The sequence below is a fragment of the Paenibacillus eucommiae genome (assembly GCF_017874215.1).
In the GTDB taxonomy this organism is placed as follows: domain Bacteria; phylum Bacillota; class Bacilli; order Paenibacillales; family NBRC-103111; genus Paenibacillus_AI; species Paenibacillus_AI eucommiae.
On record NZ_JAGGLB010000029.1, the window covers coordinates 1 to 17,952 of the forward strand.

15 protein-coding genes are annotated in these 17,952 nt (G+C 46.8%); 12 read left to right on the plus strand and 3 right to left on the minus strand.

Annotated elements, in window-relative coordinates; genetic code table 11:
- Positions 1 to 487 precede the first annotated feature (487 nt).
- A complete protein-coding gene (locus tag J2Z66_RS31175; RefSeq protein ID WP_312894850.1) occupies positions 488 to 2,845 on the minus strand; it encodes a DEAD/DEAH box helicase in 2,358 nt (785 codons plus the stop codon).
- Between the two features lie 21 nt (positions 2,846 to 2,866).
- On the opposite strand from J2Z66_RS31175, the gene J2Z66_RS43075 reads away from it, so the two are divergent.
- Positions 2,867 to 3,334: a hypothetical protein gene (locus J2Z66_RS43075; protein ID WP_245375975.1), complete on the plus strand. Its 468-nt coding sequence runs from the start codon at positions 2,867 to 2,869 to the stop codon at positions 3,332 to 3,334.
- A gap of 281 nt (positions 3,335 to 3,615) precedes the next feature.
- Here J2Z66_RS43075 and J2Z66_RS31180 read toward each other — a convergent pair whose 3' ends face one another.
- Positions 3,616 to 5,217 (minus strand): SWIM zinc finger family protein, encoded by a 1,602-nt coding sequence (locus J2Z66_RS31180; RefSeq protein ID WP_245375976.1) that lies wholly within the window; start codon positions 5,215 to 5,217, stop codon positions 3,616 to 3,618.
- Positions 5,218 to 5,440: 223 nt separating this feature from the next.
- Between J2Z66_RS31180 and J2Z66_RS31185 the strand changes: the two genes are divergently transcribed.
- Together J2Z66_RS31185 and recQ are read left to right on the plus strand one after the other, a co-directional pair.
- Positions 5,441 to 5,734, plus strand: a complete 294-nt coding sequence (locus tag J2Z66_RS31185) for a hypothetical protein (RefSeq protein WP_209976679.1) — start codon at positions 5,441 to 5,443, stop codon at positions 5,732 to 5,734.
- 25 nt (positions 5,735 to 5,759) lie between these two features.
- Positions 5,760 to 7,568, plus strand: coding sequence for a DNA helicase RecQ (gene recQ / locus J2Z66_RS31190; protein ID WP_209976680.1), 1,809 nt, complete (start codon positions 5,760 to 5,762; stop codon positions 7,566 to 7,568).
- A gap of 10 nt (positions 7,569 to 7,578) precedes the next feature.
- Here the strand turns inward: recQ and J2Z66_RS31195 are convergent, their stop codons facing one another.
- On the minus strand, positions 7,579 to 8,073 hold the full coding sequence (locus J2Z66_RS31195) for a GNAT family N-acetyltransferase (protein WP_312894860.1): 495 nt from the start codon (positions 8,071 to 8,073) through the stop codon (positions 7,579 to 7,581).
- Between the two features lie 56 nt (positions 8,074 to 8,129).
- Here J2Z66_RS31195 and J2Z66_RS31200 point away from each other — a divergent pair, with 56 nt between their 5' ends.
- From J2Z66_RS31200 to J2Z66_RS31240, 9 genes are all read left to right on the plus strand, one after another.
- Positions 8,130 to 8,789: a hypothetical protein gene (locus tag J2Z66_RS31200; RefSeq protein WP_209976681.1), complete on the plus strand. Its 660-nt coding sequence runs from the start codon at positions 8,130 to 8,132 to the stop codon at positions 8,787 to 8,789.
- Positions 8,790 to 8,968: 179 nt separating this feature from the next.
- Positions 8,969 to 9,439, plus strand: coding sequence for a GNAT family N-acetyltransferase (locus J2Z66_RS31205; protein WP_209976682.1), 471 nt, complete (start codon positions 8,969 to 8,971; stop codon positions 9,437 to 9,439).
- Between the two features lie 80 nt (positions 9,440 to 9,519).
- Entirely contained in the window at positions 9,520 to 10,356 is an 837-nt protein-coding gene (locus J2Z66_RS31210; protein ID WP_209976683.1) for a sulfurtransferase, read from the plus strand.
- 275 nt (positions 10,357 to 10,631) lie between these two features.
- A complete protein-coding gene (locus J2Z66_RS31215; RefSeq protein ID WP_209976684.1) occupies positions 10,632 to 12,062 on the plus strand; it encodes a VanZ family protein in 1,431 nt (476 codons plus the stop codon).
- Positions 12,063 to 12,316: 254 nt separating this feature from the next.
- Positions 12,317 to 12,823, plus strand: a complete 507-nt coding sequence (locus J2Z66_RS31220) for an SRPBCC domain-containing protein (protein ID WP_209976685.1) — start codon at positions 12,317 to 12,319, stop codon at positions 12,821 to 12,823.
- 525 nt (positions 12,824 to 13,348) lie between these two features.
- Positions 13,349 to 13,771 (plus strand): VOC family protein, encoded by a 423-nt coding sequence (locus J2Z66_RS31225; RefSeq protein WP_209976686.1) that lies wholly within the window; start codon positions 13,349 to 13,351, stop codon positions 13,769 to 13,771.
- Positions 13,772 to 14,176: 405 nt separating this feature from the next.
- A complete protein-coding gene (locus tag J2Z66_RS31230; RefSeq protein ID WP_209976687.1) occupies positions 14,177 to 14,566 on the plus strand; it encodes a hypothetical protein in 390 nt (129 codons plus the stop codon).
- Between the two features lie 516 nt (positions 14,567 to 15,082).
- Entirely contained in the window at positions 15,083 to 16,000 is a 918-nt protein-coding gene (locus tag J2Z66_RS31235) for an aminoglycoside phosphotransferase family protein (protein WP_209976688.1), read from the plus strand.
- Positions 16,001 to 16,177: 177 nt separating this feature from the next.
- Entirely contained in the window at positions 16,178 to 17,926 is a 1,749-nt protein-coding gene (locus J2Z66_RS31240; RefSeq protein WP_209976689.1) for a sensor histidine kinase, read from the plus strand.
- Positions 17,927 to 17,952 lie beyond the last annotated feature (26 nt).

The window sequence follows — 17,952 nt, forward strand, 5'->3', positions numbered from 1 at the left end:
GGTTCTTTCTTTTAAAAAACCTTTGCTAGAACCCCTATTTTCATTCTTGGTGGTGACGTCGGCTACGAACGTCATGGATGGTTTTTCATCGTTAAATGAAGAATAAGGAGAGGACACAGTGCTTTTAACGATGAAAAACATCGTTAAAGTAGCAGATCCTTCTCAACTGCGTGCTCTTCATTCCTAGCGCTGCGCCGGCTAGGAAATCTCCTCCAATCAAGAGAAAAACCCTTGCTGGCTGTTCGTTTGGGCTTGGTGTTCGTGTGATTCGTGCGATTGTAGCTAAAGAGAGGGAAGGGCTGTGGGTGGAAGAGCGTTAGCGTCCGCCTTTAAAGATTTGTCTCCTCATCGATTCTATTCAGGGAACAAATCTTTAACAGCGGCTGGAGCCCACAGCCATTCCCTCCGCAACGCACCCAAGTCACGAACACACACATCAAAGGACGACACAAGGTGTTTATCTTATGAGAGCTTTATTCAGTTAAGCTTAGGATTCTACCCATTCGTGGCGAAGGGCGAACATATCACGGAGTTCTGCGGTTGAAAGCTCGGTGATCCAGCTCTCGCCGCTGCCAACGATTTGCTGGCTAAGCTCCAGCTTGCGCTCGATCATCTCGTCGATGCGCTCCTCCAGTGTGCCAAGGGTCACGAACTTGTGCACCTGCACATGACGGGTCTGGCCGATCCGGAAGGCGCGGTCCGTTGCCTGGTTCTCAACAGCGGGATTCCACCACCGATCATAGTGGAAGACGTGATTGGCCGCTGTGAGATTGAGCCCGATGCCGCCAGCTTTCAGCGAAAGGATGAAGATGCAGCGCTGCTCTTCCGCAGGCAGCTGAGAGTTCTGAAAGTGCGCGATCATCTCGTCGCGCGCCGTCTTGGAGGAGCCGCCGTGCAGGAACAGCACAGGCTCCGAAAGCTCTCGCTGCAGAACGGATTGCAGCAGGTGTCCGGTCTCGACAAATTGCGTGAAAATCAGGCATTTGTCGCCTTCCTGGCGCAGCTCCTGAACCATTTCCAAGAGGCGCTCCAGCTTGTTGGAACGTCCGCTCCACGGAGCGTTGGGCCCTTCTTTGAGCAATAAAGCAGGATGGTTGCACACTTGCTTGAGCTTCGTCAAAGCGGCCAAAATAATGCCGCGGCGTTCCATGGGCGAGAGCTTATCAAGCCGGTCGAACATATCCTGGATGTAGTTCTCGTAGAGTGAGCCCTGCTCCGCAGTTAGCGAGACGAAGGTTTTCGACTCGTTCTTTTCCGGGAGATCGAGCTGAATGGCCGGATCCTTTTTTACCCGGCGCAGCAGGAAAGGACGAATCAGCCGCTGCACTTTGCCGATGATTTCACTGTCCTGGGTTCGTTCAATGGCATTCACATAACGGTTCGTGAAGTCCCTGACGGTGCCGAGATAGCCGGGATTAGCGAAGTCAAAGATGGACCATAGCTCTGTAAGACGATTTTCTATAGGCGTACCGGTCAGTGCGATGCGATGATTTCCATCGAGCCGGCGTATGGCTGAAGCCTGCTTGGTATAGGCGTTTTTGATGTTCTGCGCTTCATCCAGACATATAGAATTCCATGTAACTGCACCGAGCTCAGCCTCGTCAAGATGCGATAGCGTATAGGAAGTCAGCACCAAATCGATGCCTGACAAAATTTTCTTGAAGGCATCGCCCTTCGATCTTTGGGGTCCGTAATGGAGATGGACCTTTAGTGAAGGCGCAAACCGTTTCAGCTCCATCTGCCAATTACCCAGAACAGAGGTTGGGCAGATGAGCAGGGATGGTGTCTCAGGGGCTTCCTGTTCTTTGACTGTAAGAAGGTAGGTGATCCACTGGATCGTTTTGCCTAGTCCCATATCATCGGCTAAGCAGCCTCCCAATCCACATTTGCGCAAAAACAAGAGCCATGAGATGCCGTCCATCTGATAATGCCGCAGGGATCCCTGGAACGAAGCAGGGGTCTGGGCGGCAGGGATAGAGGAGGTCTGGGTCAACTGGTCGATCATCTGCTGGAGCTGATCGTTCAGCTCTACCTCCATCTCGAACATGCGCTCAACTTCGGGATCAAGCTCACCGGGAGTGAGGCCCTGAGCTTCTCCAGAGAAATGGAGCTCCAGTACGTCGCGGAAGGACAGCCCCTTCTTCTTATCCACCTGTTTAAGAATTTGCTGGATCTGGGCGATGAATCGCGGATCGAGCTGAATCCAATTGCCGCGGATCTGCACAAGACGGCGCTTTTCCTCCAGCAGCTGGCGAAACTCATCTTCCGTCAGCTCCAGATCGCCGATTGCGAGCCTCCAATCGAACTGCATCAGCTGGCTGATGCCGAACAATCGCTCGTGTGCGGAGCCAACGGAGGACTTGATCTTAGCCCGCAGCTTAGGCTTCTGCTTGCTAATCCGCTCCCACCATGCCGGAAGAAACACGGAGGTCCCGGTTTCCGCAAGCCGAACGCTGCCCTCTGAGAGGAAGCGCCAAGCCTCAGCCTCCGTCAGCTTCGTGCGGATTCTGTTAGGCACTGCTTCTCCAGCTGTGTGGCCAGCGCCTTTACCTGCAGCTTTAGCTTGTTCAGCAGCTTGAGCAGCCAACTGAGCTGACAATTGAGCTCCAGCGCCAGCAGCTTCATGCCCAGGATCATGCGCAGGATCATGTCCGGCTCCATGCTCGGCTCCATGCACAGCTTCATGCCCAGCCCCATGGCCAATTTCATGGCCAACAAACTGCCCAGACGTTGCCCCGGCATTTGCCGCAGCACTTGCCCCAGCTGCCGGCGCAGCAGCCGCTTCATCGGCCGCAGCATCCAGCCAAGGCAGGATGCGCAGCCACTTGGCGCTATCGCGCTGCACGCGGCCGAGCTCCGGCAGCCAGTGCTCCGGCAGCGGCAGCTCGCCTGCCAGCGGCTCGCCCGCTGGCGTGATCGTGCGCAGCACGTCTTTATCCTGCCGGTCCTGCAGGAGGAGGCGCAGCTGCCAGGAGCCCATATCGGCAGGCTCGACAAGCTGCAGGCAGGTGCGCATAGGCGTCGGATCCTGCCGCCAGCCAATGGCGACGAGCCAGTCCTCCTCGTCCAGCCAAAGATCAGGCGGCAGCTCGCCTTTGCGCATAAGCGGGTAAGTCGCCTCAAGCTGCCGCAAATTCTCTTTCAGAACACCGTCGTCATCGACCCATTCCGGAATAAGGACATCAATCCATTGGCGTACAGCCGCGGTTTCCAGGCTTTGCAGATCGTCCGGCAGCTCCAGCTTCCAGCCCATCTCGCCGATTTTCCACTTCTCATAATCGGGGATGAAGCGGCCCTGGGTCAGAGCTTCTTTAATGGCGGGCGCGAGCTTTAAGAAGCTCATGGCATCCCGGTCCCAAAGCAGCTTCGTATGCTGCACGGGAGCCGGATTGCTGAAATAATCGAGAGCTTCCAGAGAGCTAAGCTCGAGGCCTTCCCGGTGGAGATATTCGCCCGTTTCTATAAAGGTGCCATAGAAGGAAGGCTTATACCAGGCAAAAAGGATGTGCTTGAGATCCATAGCATCCCATACACCGCCGTTAGAGCGGCTGCCCCAAAGAAACAGGGAGCCGTTGGGCAGTGGGGCGGCATGTATAGTGAGCGTGCTGGTTTCAATCATCGAATCCATTTTCCTTTCTTTAGCTCTTCTTGAAAAGCGCGAAGCCGCGAGAACTTATCCGCCAAGCGATAGATGAATTGCTCCCATCGTTCCTCCTGATTAAGCTGCTTGTAATAGCTGTGCAGCTTTTTGAGCAGCCTCACGGCTGTCTTGTAGGAGGTGCGGTTTTTCTCCAAAACCGTTCTCTCCACAGCCTGATGATACAGCGGGAGCAGCAGGCTCGGATCGCATTCTTCAATAGCGCGCAGCTCGAGAGCGTACAGGCTTAGCGGCGAGATCCTGTTGGCAAGCTGCAGATCCACCCACAGCTTGTAACGCTGGGTTTGCAGCAAGTAAGCCGTATAATAGTAATAGGATCTAGGCAGCAGTGATTCCATCACTTCAACCCACTCCGCATCGGAGTCCAGCTGCTTGGCCGTGTCCAGCCAGAACTGGCAGAAGCTGCGGAAATCCTCATGGGCAGCCTTATGGATAGAGGGAAGGAGCCAGCGCAGCCATCTAAGCGTATCCTCATAGCGTTCATGCTGGTAATCGTTTTTCAGATAAATAAAAAAGTCGGAGGCGTTGCACGTATGAAGCTCATCCAAGCGTCCGAAGGCCTGCTCCCAATTGCCCCGGATTACATCAAAATGGGCTCTGGCGATCAAAAGTGTATCTTTTTTCCTGGCAAGCAAATCTTTCTTATCCAATAACAGCTCTAACCGGCGTTGTTCCTTCTGGGACCATCCGAGCTTCTCATCGATGTTCCACCAGATCAAGCGGTAGATAAACAGCCAGTCGATCGGACTGTCCTTGCCATGCAGCGACAATTCCCCTAGCAGCGTAAGGGTGGCCTGCCAGTGCTTGGGCTCTGCGGCAATATTTTTGGGCTTTGCTTCTATGCTCTTAATGAGCTCGAGCAGCTGCTCCTGGCATTTTTCGGCCGCTAGTTTACAGCCATTTTCATGATAATAAGACAAGTAGGAGCTTTTGGTATCCTGGTAAAATTGCTCGATCTTACGCATCATGAACAAGATGACATGCAGTTTATATACAATTCTAAGCGGCTCATTCCATTTCTCCGCATAGAGTGGAAGAGTTTCAAGAGCAGAATCAAAGAAGGTTTCAATGGAATTCTGATGCGAGATCGAGAAGCCATGGAATTTCCCTTCGAAAAAGCGCTGCCACTCCTGCGGCAGTTGGTCCGCCATAGGCTCTATCGGTTTGGCCAACTTTTTGTCCTGGGGAGAGGGGGCGGCGTGCTTGCTTTTTTTACGTGTAAGAATCGCTTGCTTCAGCTGCTGCAAAATAAGTTCCGGGCGGCCATAGGGCGAGTACAAACTGAAAAAAACCGCAGCCATATGCTTGCAGTACCCGTTATGTGAGCAGCTGCACTCGCTGTCAGGGAAATCCTCCAGATCAATCACGGTCTTAGAGTTCTGGGTTCCTTTCACCAGCGCCTCTACCCGGCCCCCTATCAGGCTCACATTTGTTACTCTTCCTTTGTGATAACAGTCCCAGCCCTCTTCAAGAATGACGGCATCATAACGGTCCTGGACCTGCTTGATCAGGTAGTTCATTCTGTTTTTTGGGATTAGCAGTTTCACCATTTGTTCCATCGAACCTCCGCGCTACATTCCTTTCTCCATAGTAACAGATTTTTTCCGAAAATGCCCATTTCCATAGCTTATGCCACTTGTAAGTTTTTTATCCTTCTCTATGAAATCGATTCGGGCTGTCCGAAGCACTTGCGCCTGATTTCCTGTCAGCATTGTGGTAAAGTGTAATTAGACGAAAATGTGTGAATAGATAAGGTATAATGATCTGAAAGGATGAATGACATTGGGCGTTAAGCATGCTAGGGAATATGCAGTCATCATTGATGATATGGTTCGAGGGATCGGCCAGGTTAACAATGTATATGAATTTTTTGATATGACCGAGGGTGAGTGGCTTGAACTGGAGCTTCCTGAGCAGGAGGAGTGTTTGAAGACGCTGGCTGATGACATTTTTTACGGACTTGGTTCGGAGCCAGTGATGAATGTGGGTGATGGCGTAATTCGCCATGACGGAGATAACCATGTCATTCGTGTTCATGATGGGGACAACCTGATTTCCGTTATTTATTTAATCTGAAAAGTCATTGAGGTGTTAAGGAAACATGTTGGAAGAAGCGAGTCGAGTATTGCAGCAGGTATACGGCTACCCTGAATTCAGGGAAGGTCAGAAACATATAATAACCAGCCTTCTTGCAGGCAAGGATACGTTAGGGATTATGCCTACTGGAGGCGGGAAGTCGATATGCTACCAGGTGCCCGCCATGCTGATGGAAGGGGTAACGCTGGTAGTTTCCCCGCTTATTTCACTGATGAAGGACCAGGTGGATGCCCTGCACAGCTTCGGGGTGTCCGCTACTTATATCAACAGCACACTGGAGGCCAAAGAGGTTGAGAAGCGCATACAGGGGGCGATGCAGGGGAAGTACAAGCTGCTCTATATTGCTCCTGAACGGCTCGAATCTGAACGTTTTCGTGCTCGTATGCATGCTTTAAATTTGCCGTTTGTAGCGATCGATGAAGCGCATTGCGTCTCTCAGTGGGGCCATGATTTCCGTCCTAGCTATGTGTCGATTGCACCTTTTATCCGCGGCTTGCCGATTCGTCCGATCGTAGCTGCCTTTACAGCAACCGCGACCGCTGAGGTAGCGGAGGATGTAGCGAGACTACTGGACTTGAACAATCCGGATATTTATATAAATGGCTTTAGCCGGGATAATCTGGAGCTGATTATTTTGCGCGGCGAGAATAAGCGCGACTTCGTCCAGGCGCACGTCAAGGAGCATACGCATCAGCCCGGCATTATTTATGCGGCCACACGTAAGGATGTCGATGAGCTGTACGAGCTGCTGCGCAAAAAAGGCTTCGCCGTAGGCAAATATCACGCCGGGCTGACTGAGGAGGAGCGCTCTCATTTCCAGGAGGCCTTCCTCTATGATGATATTCGTGTAATCGTGGCGACGAACGCCTTCGGTATGGGGATAGATAAATCCAATGTGCGATACGTGATTCATTACAACATGCCGAAAAATATGGAGGCTTACTACCAGGAAGCCGGCCGCGCGGGCAGAGATGGAGAGCCTAGCAAATGTATGGTGCTGTTCAGCGCACAGGATATTATGACACAGAAATTCCTGATTGAGCAGAATCAAATCTCTCCCGAACGTAAAGCCAACGAATACAAAAAGCTGCAAACGATGATCGATTATTGCTACTCACCGCGCTGCCTGAGGAACTATATTTTGCATTATTTCGGCGATGAGCATATAACGGAAGCATGCGGTAATTGCAGCTCCTGCAAGGATGACAGGGATTCAGTGGACATTACGGTTGAAGCGCAGAAAATTTTCTCGTGCATACGCCGCATGAATGAGCGTTTTGGGATTTCGATGGTCGCCTCCGTACTGAAGGGATCCAAGCTGAAAAAGGTGCTCGAGTATCGCTTTGACCGTCTGCCCACCTACGGTATACTGCGGGATCTACCCGAGAAGGAAATTTCCGATCTTATCAATGTGCTGATCTCCGAGGGCTACTTGCAGCTGTCCGATGGACAGTATCCGGTCGTCAAGCTGCAGCAGCCCGCCGCGGATGTGCTTATGGGTAAAATGAGCGTCTACCAGAAGGTGCGCAGGCAGCAGCAGAAGGCCGCAGCGATCGACAACACCTTGTTCGAGCAGCTGCGTCTGCTTCGGCGGGAGATTTCCCAGCGGGAGAAGGTTCCTCCGTATATTATTTTTACGGACAGTACGCTTCGTGAAATGAGTGAAATATGCCCGACAACAGCGGCAGGGATGCTGGCTATCAAGGGCGTTGGGGAAGTCAAGTTCCGTAACTATGGCGGCCTGTTCCTGGAGCTGCTGCAAAGCTATACGGGAGAAACAGCGGCTGCTTTTGAAGAGCCGTTTCACGACTAGTGCGGGTGTGTTAGGAATAGACCATGCAGTGGAAGGTGGCTAGGCCATTCGGGGTCATTCGTTCATAGGTATCCGTAATGGCGAAGCCTGCTTTCATATAAGTCCGCTGCGCTCTAATGTTCCAAATGAGCACTTCAAGATCGATTTGGTTGGAGGGCGCTCTTGCTACAGCTTCTCGCACTAAGAGCTTCACGAAGGCTGTTCCGAGGCCCTTGCCAACACGATCCGGATGAAGCCCCAGCCCAAGACGGGTGACACCAACAATCGGGAAAAATTGTACAAAACCGCACAAGCTTTGCTGTTCATCCAGCACTGCAAAATACTGCTGAGCCCTAATAGCCGGATCGGCATAATCCAGCTCTTCCAGTACCATTTGCTCCCAGTTCGGCCAATTGTACAGATCGTATGGATAAGGATATCTCCATTTACATATTAATTTTCCATGCTCTTCCTCCAGAGGGACTATGCACCAGGGTAATTCGATTTCTTCGGTTTCTATGGTGATTCCATCCTTTCAAATTGTTTTGGGAAGCTACACAAATCAAATGAAAGAGGCTTGTCATGCAAGTAGCGCTTAAGATTGCAATGTCTACTACTACTTTATTCTCTATGCTATTCTTCAGTACCATGCTTTTTCGATTCTCTATACGGAAATCTACCGTTGTTTTGCTGCTTCTTGCCGCCTTTATAACCGCTAATTTTAATTATATGGTGATAAATATTTGGGGGATGCAGGTTATTGAGCCCGTGCTTTCCCTGTTGATTCAAAGCATGATGCTTTTTTTAATACTTAGAATCAAAGCACATCATGCTTTGATTATTACTTTTTTTGGAGTTATTGTATATACTTTAATTCTAGGTGTTATGATTTTGATCGTGAATATTATAAACGGAGTTTCGCATAGTGAAATTCTGCTTGCCAACCAGTACATCTTCATTATTAAGATTCCGACTGTTCTGGTTATGTGGCTGCTTTCTTCTTACCTTTACCGTTCGCGTTTCGGCTTCACGCTTGTCAGCGGCAAAAGTTTTAGCCGGACGAATTTGCTCGTAGGGCATAAGTTTGTCCTCACCTTTCTACTGGCATTATTGGTTTTTATAGTGGCTATTTATGCAATGATGGTCCATTCGGGTTATATGGTCTGGATTATGCTTAGTTTTTTTGTTGCCCTCGTTGTTATGTTATTTTATTTATATAAAAAGGAAATGGATGGGGATTAGCCTTGGAAGACTCCAAGCATGCGGGTGGATTTAGTGTTTGGATGTTTGGATGTAGTGCTTGGCTTTAGTGCTTGGATCTGTATCTAAATACAAATCTTCCGGTTTTTACTCCATTCTTCTATAGGGATTTCCGCTTACAATTAAAGGATGGACGAAGATGAATAAGGAGGCGTTGAACAATGGCACAGGTAGTCATTCGGCACGCAGTTGAAGAGGATGTTATACAGCTCAGACAGCTTATGATTACATATATCGTGGTTTTTTACCGGTACAGACAGCCTGAGGAAGAGAAGCTTGATGAAATGATTCGGATTCTGCTGGAGCATAAGGAAGGCGTTCAGTTTGTAGCCGAATTGGAGGGCAAATTGGTTGGCTTTGCAACTTTGTTTTTCAGGTACAGCTCGTTCCATGCAGCAAAAATTGCTGTGATGAACGATTTGTTTGTGGCGGAAGACCAGCGAAGACAAGGTATCGCGCACAAGCTGTTTGCGGCATGTAAGGGTTACTCGGCGCGGCATCGGTACGTGTCTATGATCTGGTCAACAGGGAAGGACAACATCAGTTCGCAGCGCTTCTATGAGAAGTTGAGCGGAGAGCAAAGCGAGTGGCTGACTTATTCCATTAATCCGACTATTGGCATAGGCGACTAGACGACTGGGCGACTGGAGCTAAGAGACAGAGCTGGCGTTATATAAAAGAATTCAGATGTCTTAATGAAGGAGTGATCATAGTGAGCAGCATCGTAAGTCAGGAGTGGTTGTTGGAGCGCTTGGACCACGCAGATATAGTGATTGTGGATTGCAGATTTACACTTGGCCAGCCGGAAGCGGGGAAGGAAGGCTATCAACAGGGGCATATTCCGGGAGCTTTTTATATGGATCTGGAAAAGGATTTGTCAGGAGCTATAAAAGCACATGGAGGCAGGCATCCGCTCCCCGATCTGGGCGGGTTCTCACTCCTGGTTGGCAGTCTGGGTATAGATGCTTCAAAGAAGGTTGTAGCTTACGATGACCAAGGTGGAGCTATGGCGTCGCGCTTATGGTGGATGTTGCAATTTCTGGGGCACACGGAGGGATATGTGCTAGGGAAGGGCTTTAGCGCCTGGAAGGCTGCAGGATTGCCTGTTACTGCTGAAGTCCCTGCCGCGGCGCCGCGCACCTTCTCACCAAAGGTCCAGAGGCACATGCTGGCCAGCTATGATGAAGTGAAGGACAAAGTGGAGCGCAAAGGTACGGTTCTTGTAGATTCAAGGGAAGCCAGGCGTTATCAAGGACTGGAAGAGGCCATTGATCCAGTGGCCGGCCATATACCGGGAGCAAAGAATTATTTCTGGAAAGAAGTGCTGGACGGAGAAGGCGCTTGGAAAAGTCCGGAGGAGCACAAGGCTCATTTCGAGGAGCTTCAGGCAGCCGACGAAATCATCGTCTATTGCGGCTCGGGCGTCACAGCATGCCCTAATGTCCTGGCGCTTAAGCAGGCTGGGTTTGCTAACGTAAAGCTGTATTCGGGCAGCTGGAGCGATTGGGTTTCCTACGCGGAGAATCCGATTGCTACAGGGGAAGAGTAAGCGAGCCGAGAGGCTGCGTCGGACGCGGGTTTGGGGGCTGTGACAGGTTACTGGTTGGTGACCTGTTGCGGCCCTTTTTGTGCATCCGTTTAACAACTTTCAAACAAGAAGCCGGAAATCCCTGTAGATGGGCTGATTTTTCATCTTGAACCTTAAGCTTTTTTTAAGTTAACTTTAAGAAAATTATAAAAGACGATTTATGGTGCAGTGATAAAATGAAATAACATATGTGAGTGAGGCGGTACAATGTTGAGTTAGACATAAGGAGGATTATTGTGAGTATTACAGAAATATTCAATTACTTACGCATTCTGGGATTACCAGTGATCGTTGTGGTCGGAATCGAACTGCTTTTTGTCGCAGCTTATTATATTTTTTATTATCGTAAAAGAAGTCCAGAGGAAAAGCCTTGGCTGTCTATGAATAAGCTTGTCCTCGGTGCGTTGTTCGTAGGTTATATTGTTTTTGTACTTCAGTTGACTGTTATCGGTCGAGGTACATCACATTTCATGGAAATGAACCTTTATCCTTTCGGTGGTTATATAGAAGCATGGCAAAAATACTCACTAAGAGAATTTCAGAACGGCATTTTTAACATTTTAATGTTCGTGCCTATGGGGATTTTGTTGCCTTGCATGAGTTACAAATATAGAGCATTCAAGAAGCTTCTTCTTGTCGTTGTATGTGCAACAATTGCTATCGAAACGTATCAGACGTTTTCAGGTGCAGGGTTGTTTGAGGTTGATGATATTATTAACAATACACTTGGTGGTATTATGGGCTACCAGTTATACAGACTGGCTATTTCTATAATTAAGCACAAAAAAGTTAAGATCAAGAGTCTATTGAGTAATCTGTCCATCCCGATTATCATCGGTTTAATGTTTGGGGCCATGAGTATCGTCTACAACCAGCAGGAGTTTGGTCAACTAGCGATTAATTCGTATCATAAATGGAATATGACAGGCGTTCAGCTAAGCACTTCACCTGAGTTAAATCCAGAGCCGGCTGTTGCTGCGGTATATAAAAGAATCGTGAAAAAAGATGAAGTCGCAGCGCTACTGCGGCAGAAATTAGAATTGACAGAGTTAAGCGTCAAGAGTTGGGGGGATGATCGTGAAAGTGTGTTAACGAGTAACATCGGTGTACACTACACGTTATTTCAATCCAGAGAGGGAAACTGGTCGTTAACCGAGGATGATTACGTTCCAGCGCAAGCTTCATTTACTGATCCAGATTCTATGTTAGAGAAGGCGAAGGCTGTTGCGGATGAGTTGGGCTTGCCTACCCAGAAAGCTGAATTACAAGAAGTGGATGATGGAGAGTATGTATGGTCACTTTCGGAGATTCCCCGAATTAATGAAGACTATTGGACAGGCGAGTTCTCAGTCGGCCTAAAAAAGGACGGCAGCATCTATGGGATCCAGAGCGGGATTCAGTACAATCAATTTGTACGGATGATAGATTTATTGTCTCCTGCTGAGGTATATAAGCGTATAGAGGATGGAAAGTTTCAGCAAATACAAAGAAACGCCTTATTAACAAAGGATCAGCTTGAAATTAAAAAGGGTGATCACCTAGAAATAAAAGGAATCGAACTGACCTTCATGTATGATTCAAAAGACTTCTATCGACCTGTATACCGAGTTGTTGGAACATATAATGGAGATCCCAATTGGTTTACCTTAATTGATGCAAGGCATTAAAAAGATGATTGGACTTAGAATTTTTGCAATCTGATAATTGTTAGAATAGAAATCAACATTCCAGTCTGGAGTGAAGAAGATAGTATGAAAACAAAAAAACTCAGATGTACAATTAGGTGATATCTTCCCGGTTAAATTGCCAAATGGGCAATACGGTGCAATACATGCAATTTATTATAATATTCCTTTACAGGAATATTCCGTTTGAGGTATACTTTAATCATGGATTCATATTAAGAAATGGAGGAATGGAAATGACAGTGAAACCGGAAGGCAAGGAGCTAGTCATAACACGTGTACTCAATGCGCCGCGCGAGCTTGTATTCAATGTATGGTCCGAGGCCGAGCATCTGAAGCGATGGTGGGGACCGAAAGGATTTGAAATAAATGTCGCACAATTGGATTTCCGTCCAGGCGGTTTTTTTCATTACAACATGCAATCTCCCGATGGTAATCAAATGTGGGGTAAATTTGTGTATCAGGAAATCGAAGCTTTCGAAAAGATTGTCTGGGTCAACAGCTTTTCAGATGAGGCGGGCCATATTGTTCGGGCTCCATTTAGCGATTTAATCCCGTTGGAAATACGAAATACGGTAACCTTTAGTGAAAATAACGGTATTACAACAATGACCTTGTCCAGCGGAGCGATCAACGCAACTGAGGAAGAGAGAAACTTTTTTGAGGGCATGTTCAAATCCATGCAGGAGGGCTTCGGAGCAACCTTCGATCAGCTGGAACAATATTTGGCAGACCATTCTTAATCAAGATTCATACGCTGAACCTTATCATTGGTTAAAAAAAATTGGAACTCGGACGCGGCTTTGAGGGCAATGACAGGTTGTTTACATGTAACCTGTTACAGCCCTTTTTTGGTTTTCCATTCGCACTGCAAGCAACACCGTCTTTCTACTGAAAGGGGCGGTGCGTTGAAGTGATAATTGGCGGATGGTGCAAGGTTATCGCAGCGGAAGTCAGCCGTTCACGTATTGCAGTTGCTTGTGTCATATGAATCGCTCCCCTCAAAATGAGTGCAAAAAGGCCACCAAAGCTATGGCGGCAGCGGACCTGCTCATATATAAATAATTATAAAATTTGGAAACCCAAGCTGACAAGTCATACATCTCACATTTGGTCAATCAACGCTGTGCTAACGGGCTAGATAGTGGAATCAACATTGTGAAAATTCCACGTCTTCGCCTATGCTTAAGAACAGTTTTGTTCAATCCCGGAAAATTATATGTTATTGTAGGTTTGTACTAATATTTATCAAAAATGGAGGAAGTCAAATGGCTATTGGTGTGAAGAACCTTGTGGTAGGCATTCCAGTTGGTAAATCGGGATCGGGCAATCCGGGGGAATATGAAAAAGCAATACAGTGGTATGCTGATGTTCTCGGATTTAAAATTGAATGGATAATGGGGATTGCGAGCCTTAAACTGGCAAACGGGCAAGAAATTTTACTTTTTGGAGAAGAAGATGATGAAAACAGCCTTTGGTACACAGGCGATATTAAACGGAATCCGCATTACAGCATGCAATTTTCTACAGATAATATCGAGGAATTACGTGCAGATTTAATAAAAAGTGGTGTAGTCGTCGGTGAAATTATTCCCGATGCAGGTGGTGGTGAACCCATAATGATGTTTTGCGATCCGTATGGCAATCGTTTTTGGGCAGTAGAAGATAAAGATATAGATCGGGTAAACTAAATGCATGCTAAAGGAATTGAGCATCCGGAACTAAAGGAATTGCACAACAAGTTGATGAAACCTTAGCATAACGACCTTCTTAGCCAGTCGTAAGAACTATATCGTTGTGAGCTAGCCCCATTTTCATAGACTGTGGTGCCGATTGAATGTAGAGGTTCGTGGGGGGATAAGAAGCTGGAGCGGTTGGAGTTTGTGTATGGAGAATCCGATTGCGACTGGAGAAGAGTAAGAATCAAGAGGCTGCGTCGCACGTGGGCCTGGGGGTTGTGACAGGTTGCAAGCAAGTGATCTGTTGCGGCCCTCTTCGGGCATCGGACTCAACGTCTTGCAAACAATAAGTTGGAGAAAATACAATTATATATGCACAAACATACCTACCACAAAGCAATTCAAGGAGGAAGACTGATGAGTGAATCTGCGAACTTGAGCTCGGCCGGCCGCAACGATGTGACCTACACCATAACAACCCAATACGCAACTTACAATAATGACGCAATAGAAGCATCGCTTATCACGGATATTATCATAGGCTTCGATACGGAACCTGATGATTTCATCGTCGTTGTCCCAGATGCGCCTATCGGGGAAAGCAGCTATATGCAGGCCAGCCCGGCACGGGACGCTCAGCACAGCATCATCGTCGAACTGCGCCTGGACTACGCTGATCAGTCCTTCAAGCATTACAGTTATCAGACGACGGACAAGAGCCAAGTGATTCGGATGTTTCTCGATTATTGGGGCTTACAGAAGCTGCCCGATTGGACAAACTGGACGGATATAACGGACCAGTTCTGAAGTTAACGGACGGAAGGCAAGAGTCTGGAAGCCGCATCGGACGCGGATTATGGGCTGTGACAGGTGTGAACAAGTGACTTGTTGCAGCCCTCTTTGTTGTTCGCACAACAGCTTGCAACAACGAACTACAAATACAATGCAATCCGAGTCATTCATCTACATGTCGGTTAACCTGTATGATTTTTCATACAGAATTGTCGATTTAGACGCTAAATGATGAATTCTATCTGATTTTTCATACAGATTCATCGACTAAGTCATCTAAAGCGAAGATCTAGATGATTATTCATACACAACCCGTGCGAGCTTTGGATGGATCCAACATATTCGTAGTAAATGACGCGTTGTGACATTCCCCTCGCTACGGTTCGAAACTTCCTCTTGTCCACCAATAAGCGATAGGGGAAGCAGGGCGAGCAACACATAGTCACGAATAATAATTAAGAGCCATGTAATGATGTTAGTTTTACAAAGTAATTCTAGATCTATTTTGAGGAGTGGGGGTTGATCCTGGACATGAACAAGCGCTATAGCTTCAAGCAAAACGAAGTCGAAAAAATCATTAACCGTTTTGGTAAAGCTTTTTATGAAAGAGTTTTGAGGGATATTGAAGTATATGCCGAAAAATGGGCGTTAACCTCTTTTCAACTTATTCCTTCATATTCTGCAAATTTAGTTTTTATATGCGATTCTGCAAGTTTTGGAAGTGTAGTCCTTAAATTAGGTAATCCTTCTTCTCGGGAAACATTTACAGAATTTAACACTTTGTACCGATATAACGGCAGACGATTTTGTAAAGTTTTCGATGCTGATATTGAAAATGGTGCCATACTTGAAGAGCGTGTGCAGCCAGGGAATCCTTTACGGGATGAGAGTTCTCTTGATAAACGACTAGCTGTATTTTGTTCCCTATATAAAGGTTTACATATAACGCCCGCTAAAGAAGAAATATATCCGACTTACACAGAGTGGGTGGGGAGGATAACAGCATACATGAGCAAGCGACAAGATTGTAAAAAATTGTATGTGCATATGAAAAAAGCAAAAGATATTTGCTTATCGGTTTCTAATTTGTATTCACAAAAAATGCTGCTTCATGGCGACTTTCATCATGACAATATTTTACTTGGTAATGATGGAAAGTATGTAATTATCGACCCTAAAGGCGTAATAGGCGATCCTGTATTTGATGTTCCACGTTTTATATTAAATGAATTTAGTGATGAAATAACTACGGAATTATATAAGAAAATAAATGATATCATATGCATCTTAGAAAAAAATCTTAATATCCCAAACGACATATTAAAGCAATGCCTTTATGTGGAAACTGCAATGGGAGTTTGCTGGAGCGTAGAAGACGGCACAACCCCAGAGGAATACGAGAGTCTTATCAAAAAAGTTGCTTTCGCAGAAACAATTTTGAATACTTGATTTTTACTTGGTTTTTTATTGGTGTTTCGGCTCAGTTTGTTGCCTTGTATCAGAACGACCTATATAATGGGAAGGTATCCCTATTATATAGGTTTTTTTGTTTTATATATGATATTGAGAGAAATGAATATATATAGCTACTATTATCTTTTATGTCGAACATAAAGGACCTACCCCATGAATTCTACTATAGAGCTTGTCTTTATGATTGCTTCCGTGATGATGATCTGCATCATTTTTATCTCTGTATACGGGTTCAGAAAAGAACGCGGTGTAAGCTATCTGCTAGGTGTAATCATGTGCCGGATTGTTTACGCAAGCGGTGTCGTTCTGGAGAAAAGCAGCGATTTATTAATAGAGAAGCTGATATTTCGCAATATGTTTCAAACGGCGCTTAATTTAATGGTGCCTTTCTTTTTATTGTTCACACTAGAATTAATCGGGCGCGACAAGTTATTAAGGACACGATGGAAGATTATGCTTTTCTCGGGTTTCACGCTCTGGTCGCTGCTGATGTGGTTCGATGCAGATTTACATATGATCTATCGCACGATCGAGCTCTATGACGGTCATTTAGTCACGACAAGAACTGTCTATTCCATTACGTTCTCTATAATTTGTTATTGTATTGTACTTATATGTTTTTATTTTCTAGTTCAGTATATACGGAATATTCGTAACGATCTGCGTAAGCCGGTGTTGTGGGTTTTGTTGCTTGCTTCATTTTCGTTTGTTTTTGAGATCGTTAAATTCGCGAGTCCCGGATGGTTGCCATGGCTGCTTCCGTTGACAGTGTACTGTGGATTTATCGGTATGGTAATGCTCGTGATTATACTGCGCTACAAATTTTTCTCTATCGTTCCTTTTGCCAGGAATATGGTGCTTGATACGCTTCAGGAAAGTATTCTAATTGCGAATGCTGCAGGACAAGTCATTGACAGCAATAAACAAGCCTCCCAGTGGTTCTCTAAGATGGGCTATGCCTCTGTTTCCGGCAGGAGTATTGCCGAGCTATTGGCGCTGTGGCCGCAATGGCATATGTTGTGTAAGTCTATGCAGCAGGGCAATGTAGAGATTGACATTTGGCTGGATGGAGAAAGACGAAATTACAGTGTGAACGTATATCCGCTGCATACACAGCGTAAACAGAGGCAGGGCAGTATTTCTCTTATCTTCGATATTACGGAGAAAGAGCGGCATCTGGAGCAGATTGTACAGCTCAACCAGTTGAAGGATCAACTGCTTACGATTGTGTCTCACGATATTCGTAGTCCTCTGGCGCTTCAGTTTCAACTTGTTGAATTGCTCGAGGAAGATAGAGACAGCTTCGGTGCGGAACATCGGGAGATTATTGAGAGGCTGGGTGACCAGACTCGTAACACACTCGGAATGACTACTAATTTGTTAGAATGGTTTCGAATCCAGCGGGAAGATATGTCTCTTCGTCCACAAATACTGGAGTTGTCTGAGGTTGTGGAGGATTGTTGTCATCTACTGCGTATTCAAAGCGAGAGCAAACAAATTATGGTGAGCAATAGAATTGCCTCAGGCACTCGTGTGTATGCCGACCGGGAAGCGCTTGGATTAATTATTCGTAATTTGTTATCCAACGCGATCAAATTTACCGGATTGTGCGGTTCAATCCAGGTGTATGCTCAGGTATCTGGAGACATGGTGATCGTTTCCGTCCGCGATAATGGGGTTGGAATGGAAGAGGAGCATGTTCGTCAGCTATTTGGTGAGAAGCAGCACAACTCATTGATGGGTACCATGGGAGAGAAGGGCACGGGACTTGGACTTCTCGTAAGCCAGCAGTTCGTACAACGAAGCGGCGGGAGTTTGTGGGTGGAAAGCAAGGCAGGGCAAGGAAGCGTATTTCACTTCACTATAAAAGGGGAGCACAATGATGGAAATACTCATCGTTGACGATGAGGCTGCCATGCTGCTCGCTA

What these genes read in the sequence shown, in the direction of transcription:
- J2Z66_RS31220 (WP_209976685.1), top strand. Translation starts at nt 12,317, where the DNA reads ATGACAGTGAAACCGGAAGGCAAGGAGCTAGTCATAACACGTGTACTC.
- recQ (WP_209976680.1), top strand. Translation starts at nt 5,760, where the DNA reads ATGTTGGAAGAAGCGAGTCGAGTATTGCAGCAGGTATACGGCTACCCT.
- J2Z66_RS31230 (WP_209976687.1), top strand. Translation starts at nt 14,177, where the DNA reads ATGAGTGAATCTGCGAACTTGAGCTCGGCCGGCCGCAACGATGTGACC.
- J2Z66_RS31180 (WP_245375976.1), bottom strand. Translation starts at nt 5,217, where the DNA reads ATGGAACAAATGGTGAAACTGCTAATCCCAAAAAACAGAATGAACTAC.
- J2Z66_RS31240 (WP_209976689.1), top strand. Translation starts at nt 16,178, where the DNA reads ATGAATTCTACTATAGAGCTTGTCTTTATGATTGCTTCCGTGATGATG.
- J2Z66_RS31235 (WP_209976688.1), top strand. Translation starts at nt 15,083, where the DNA reads ATGAACAAGCGCTATAGCTTCAAGCAAAACGAAGTCGAAAAAATCATT.
- J2Z66_RS31200 (WP_209976681.1), top strand. Translation starts at nt 8,130, where the DNA reads ATGCAAGTAGCGCTTAAGATTGCAATGTCTACTACTACTTTATTCTCT.
- J2Z66_RS31225 (WP_209976686.1), top strand. Translation starts at nt 13,349, where the DNA reads ATGGCTATTGGTGTGAAGAACCTTGTGGTAGGCATTCCAGTTGGTAAA.
- J2Z66_RS31205 (WP_209976682.1), top strand. Translation starts at nt 8,969, where the DNA reads ATGGCACAGGTAGTCATTCGGCACGCAGTTGAAGAGGATGTTATACAG.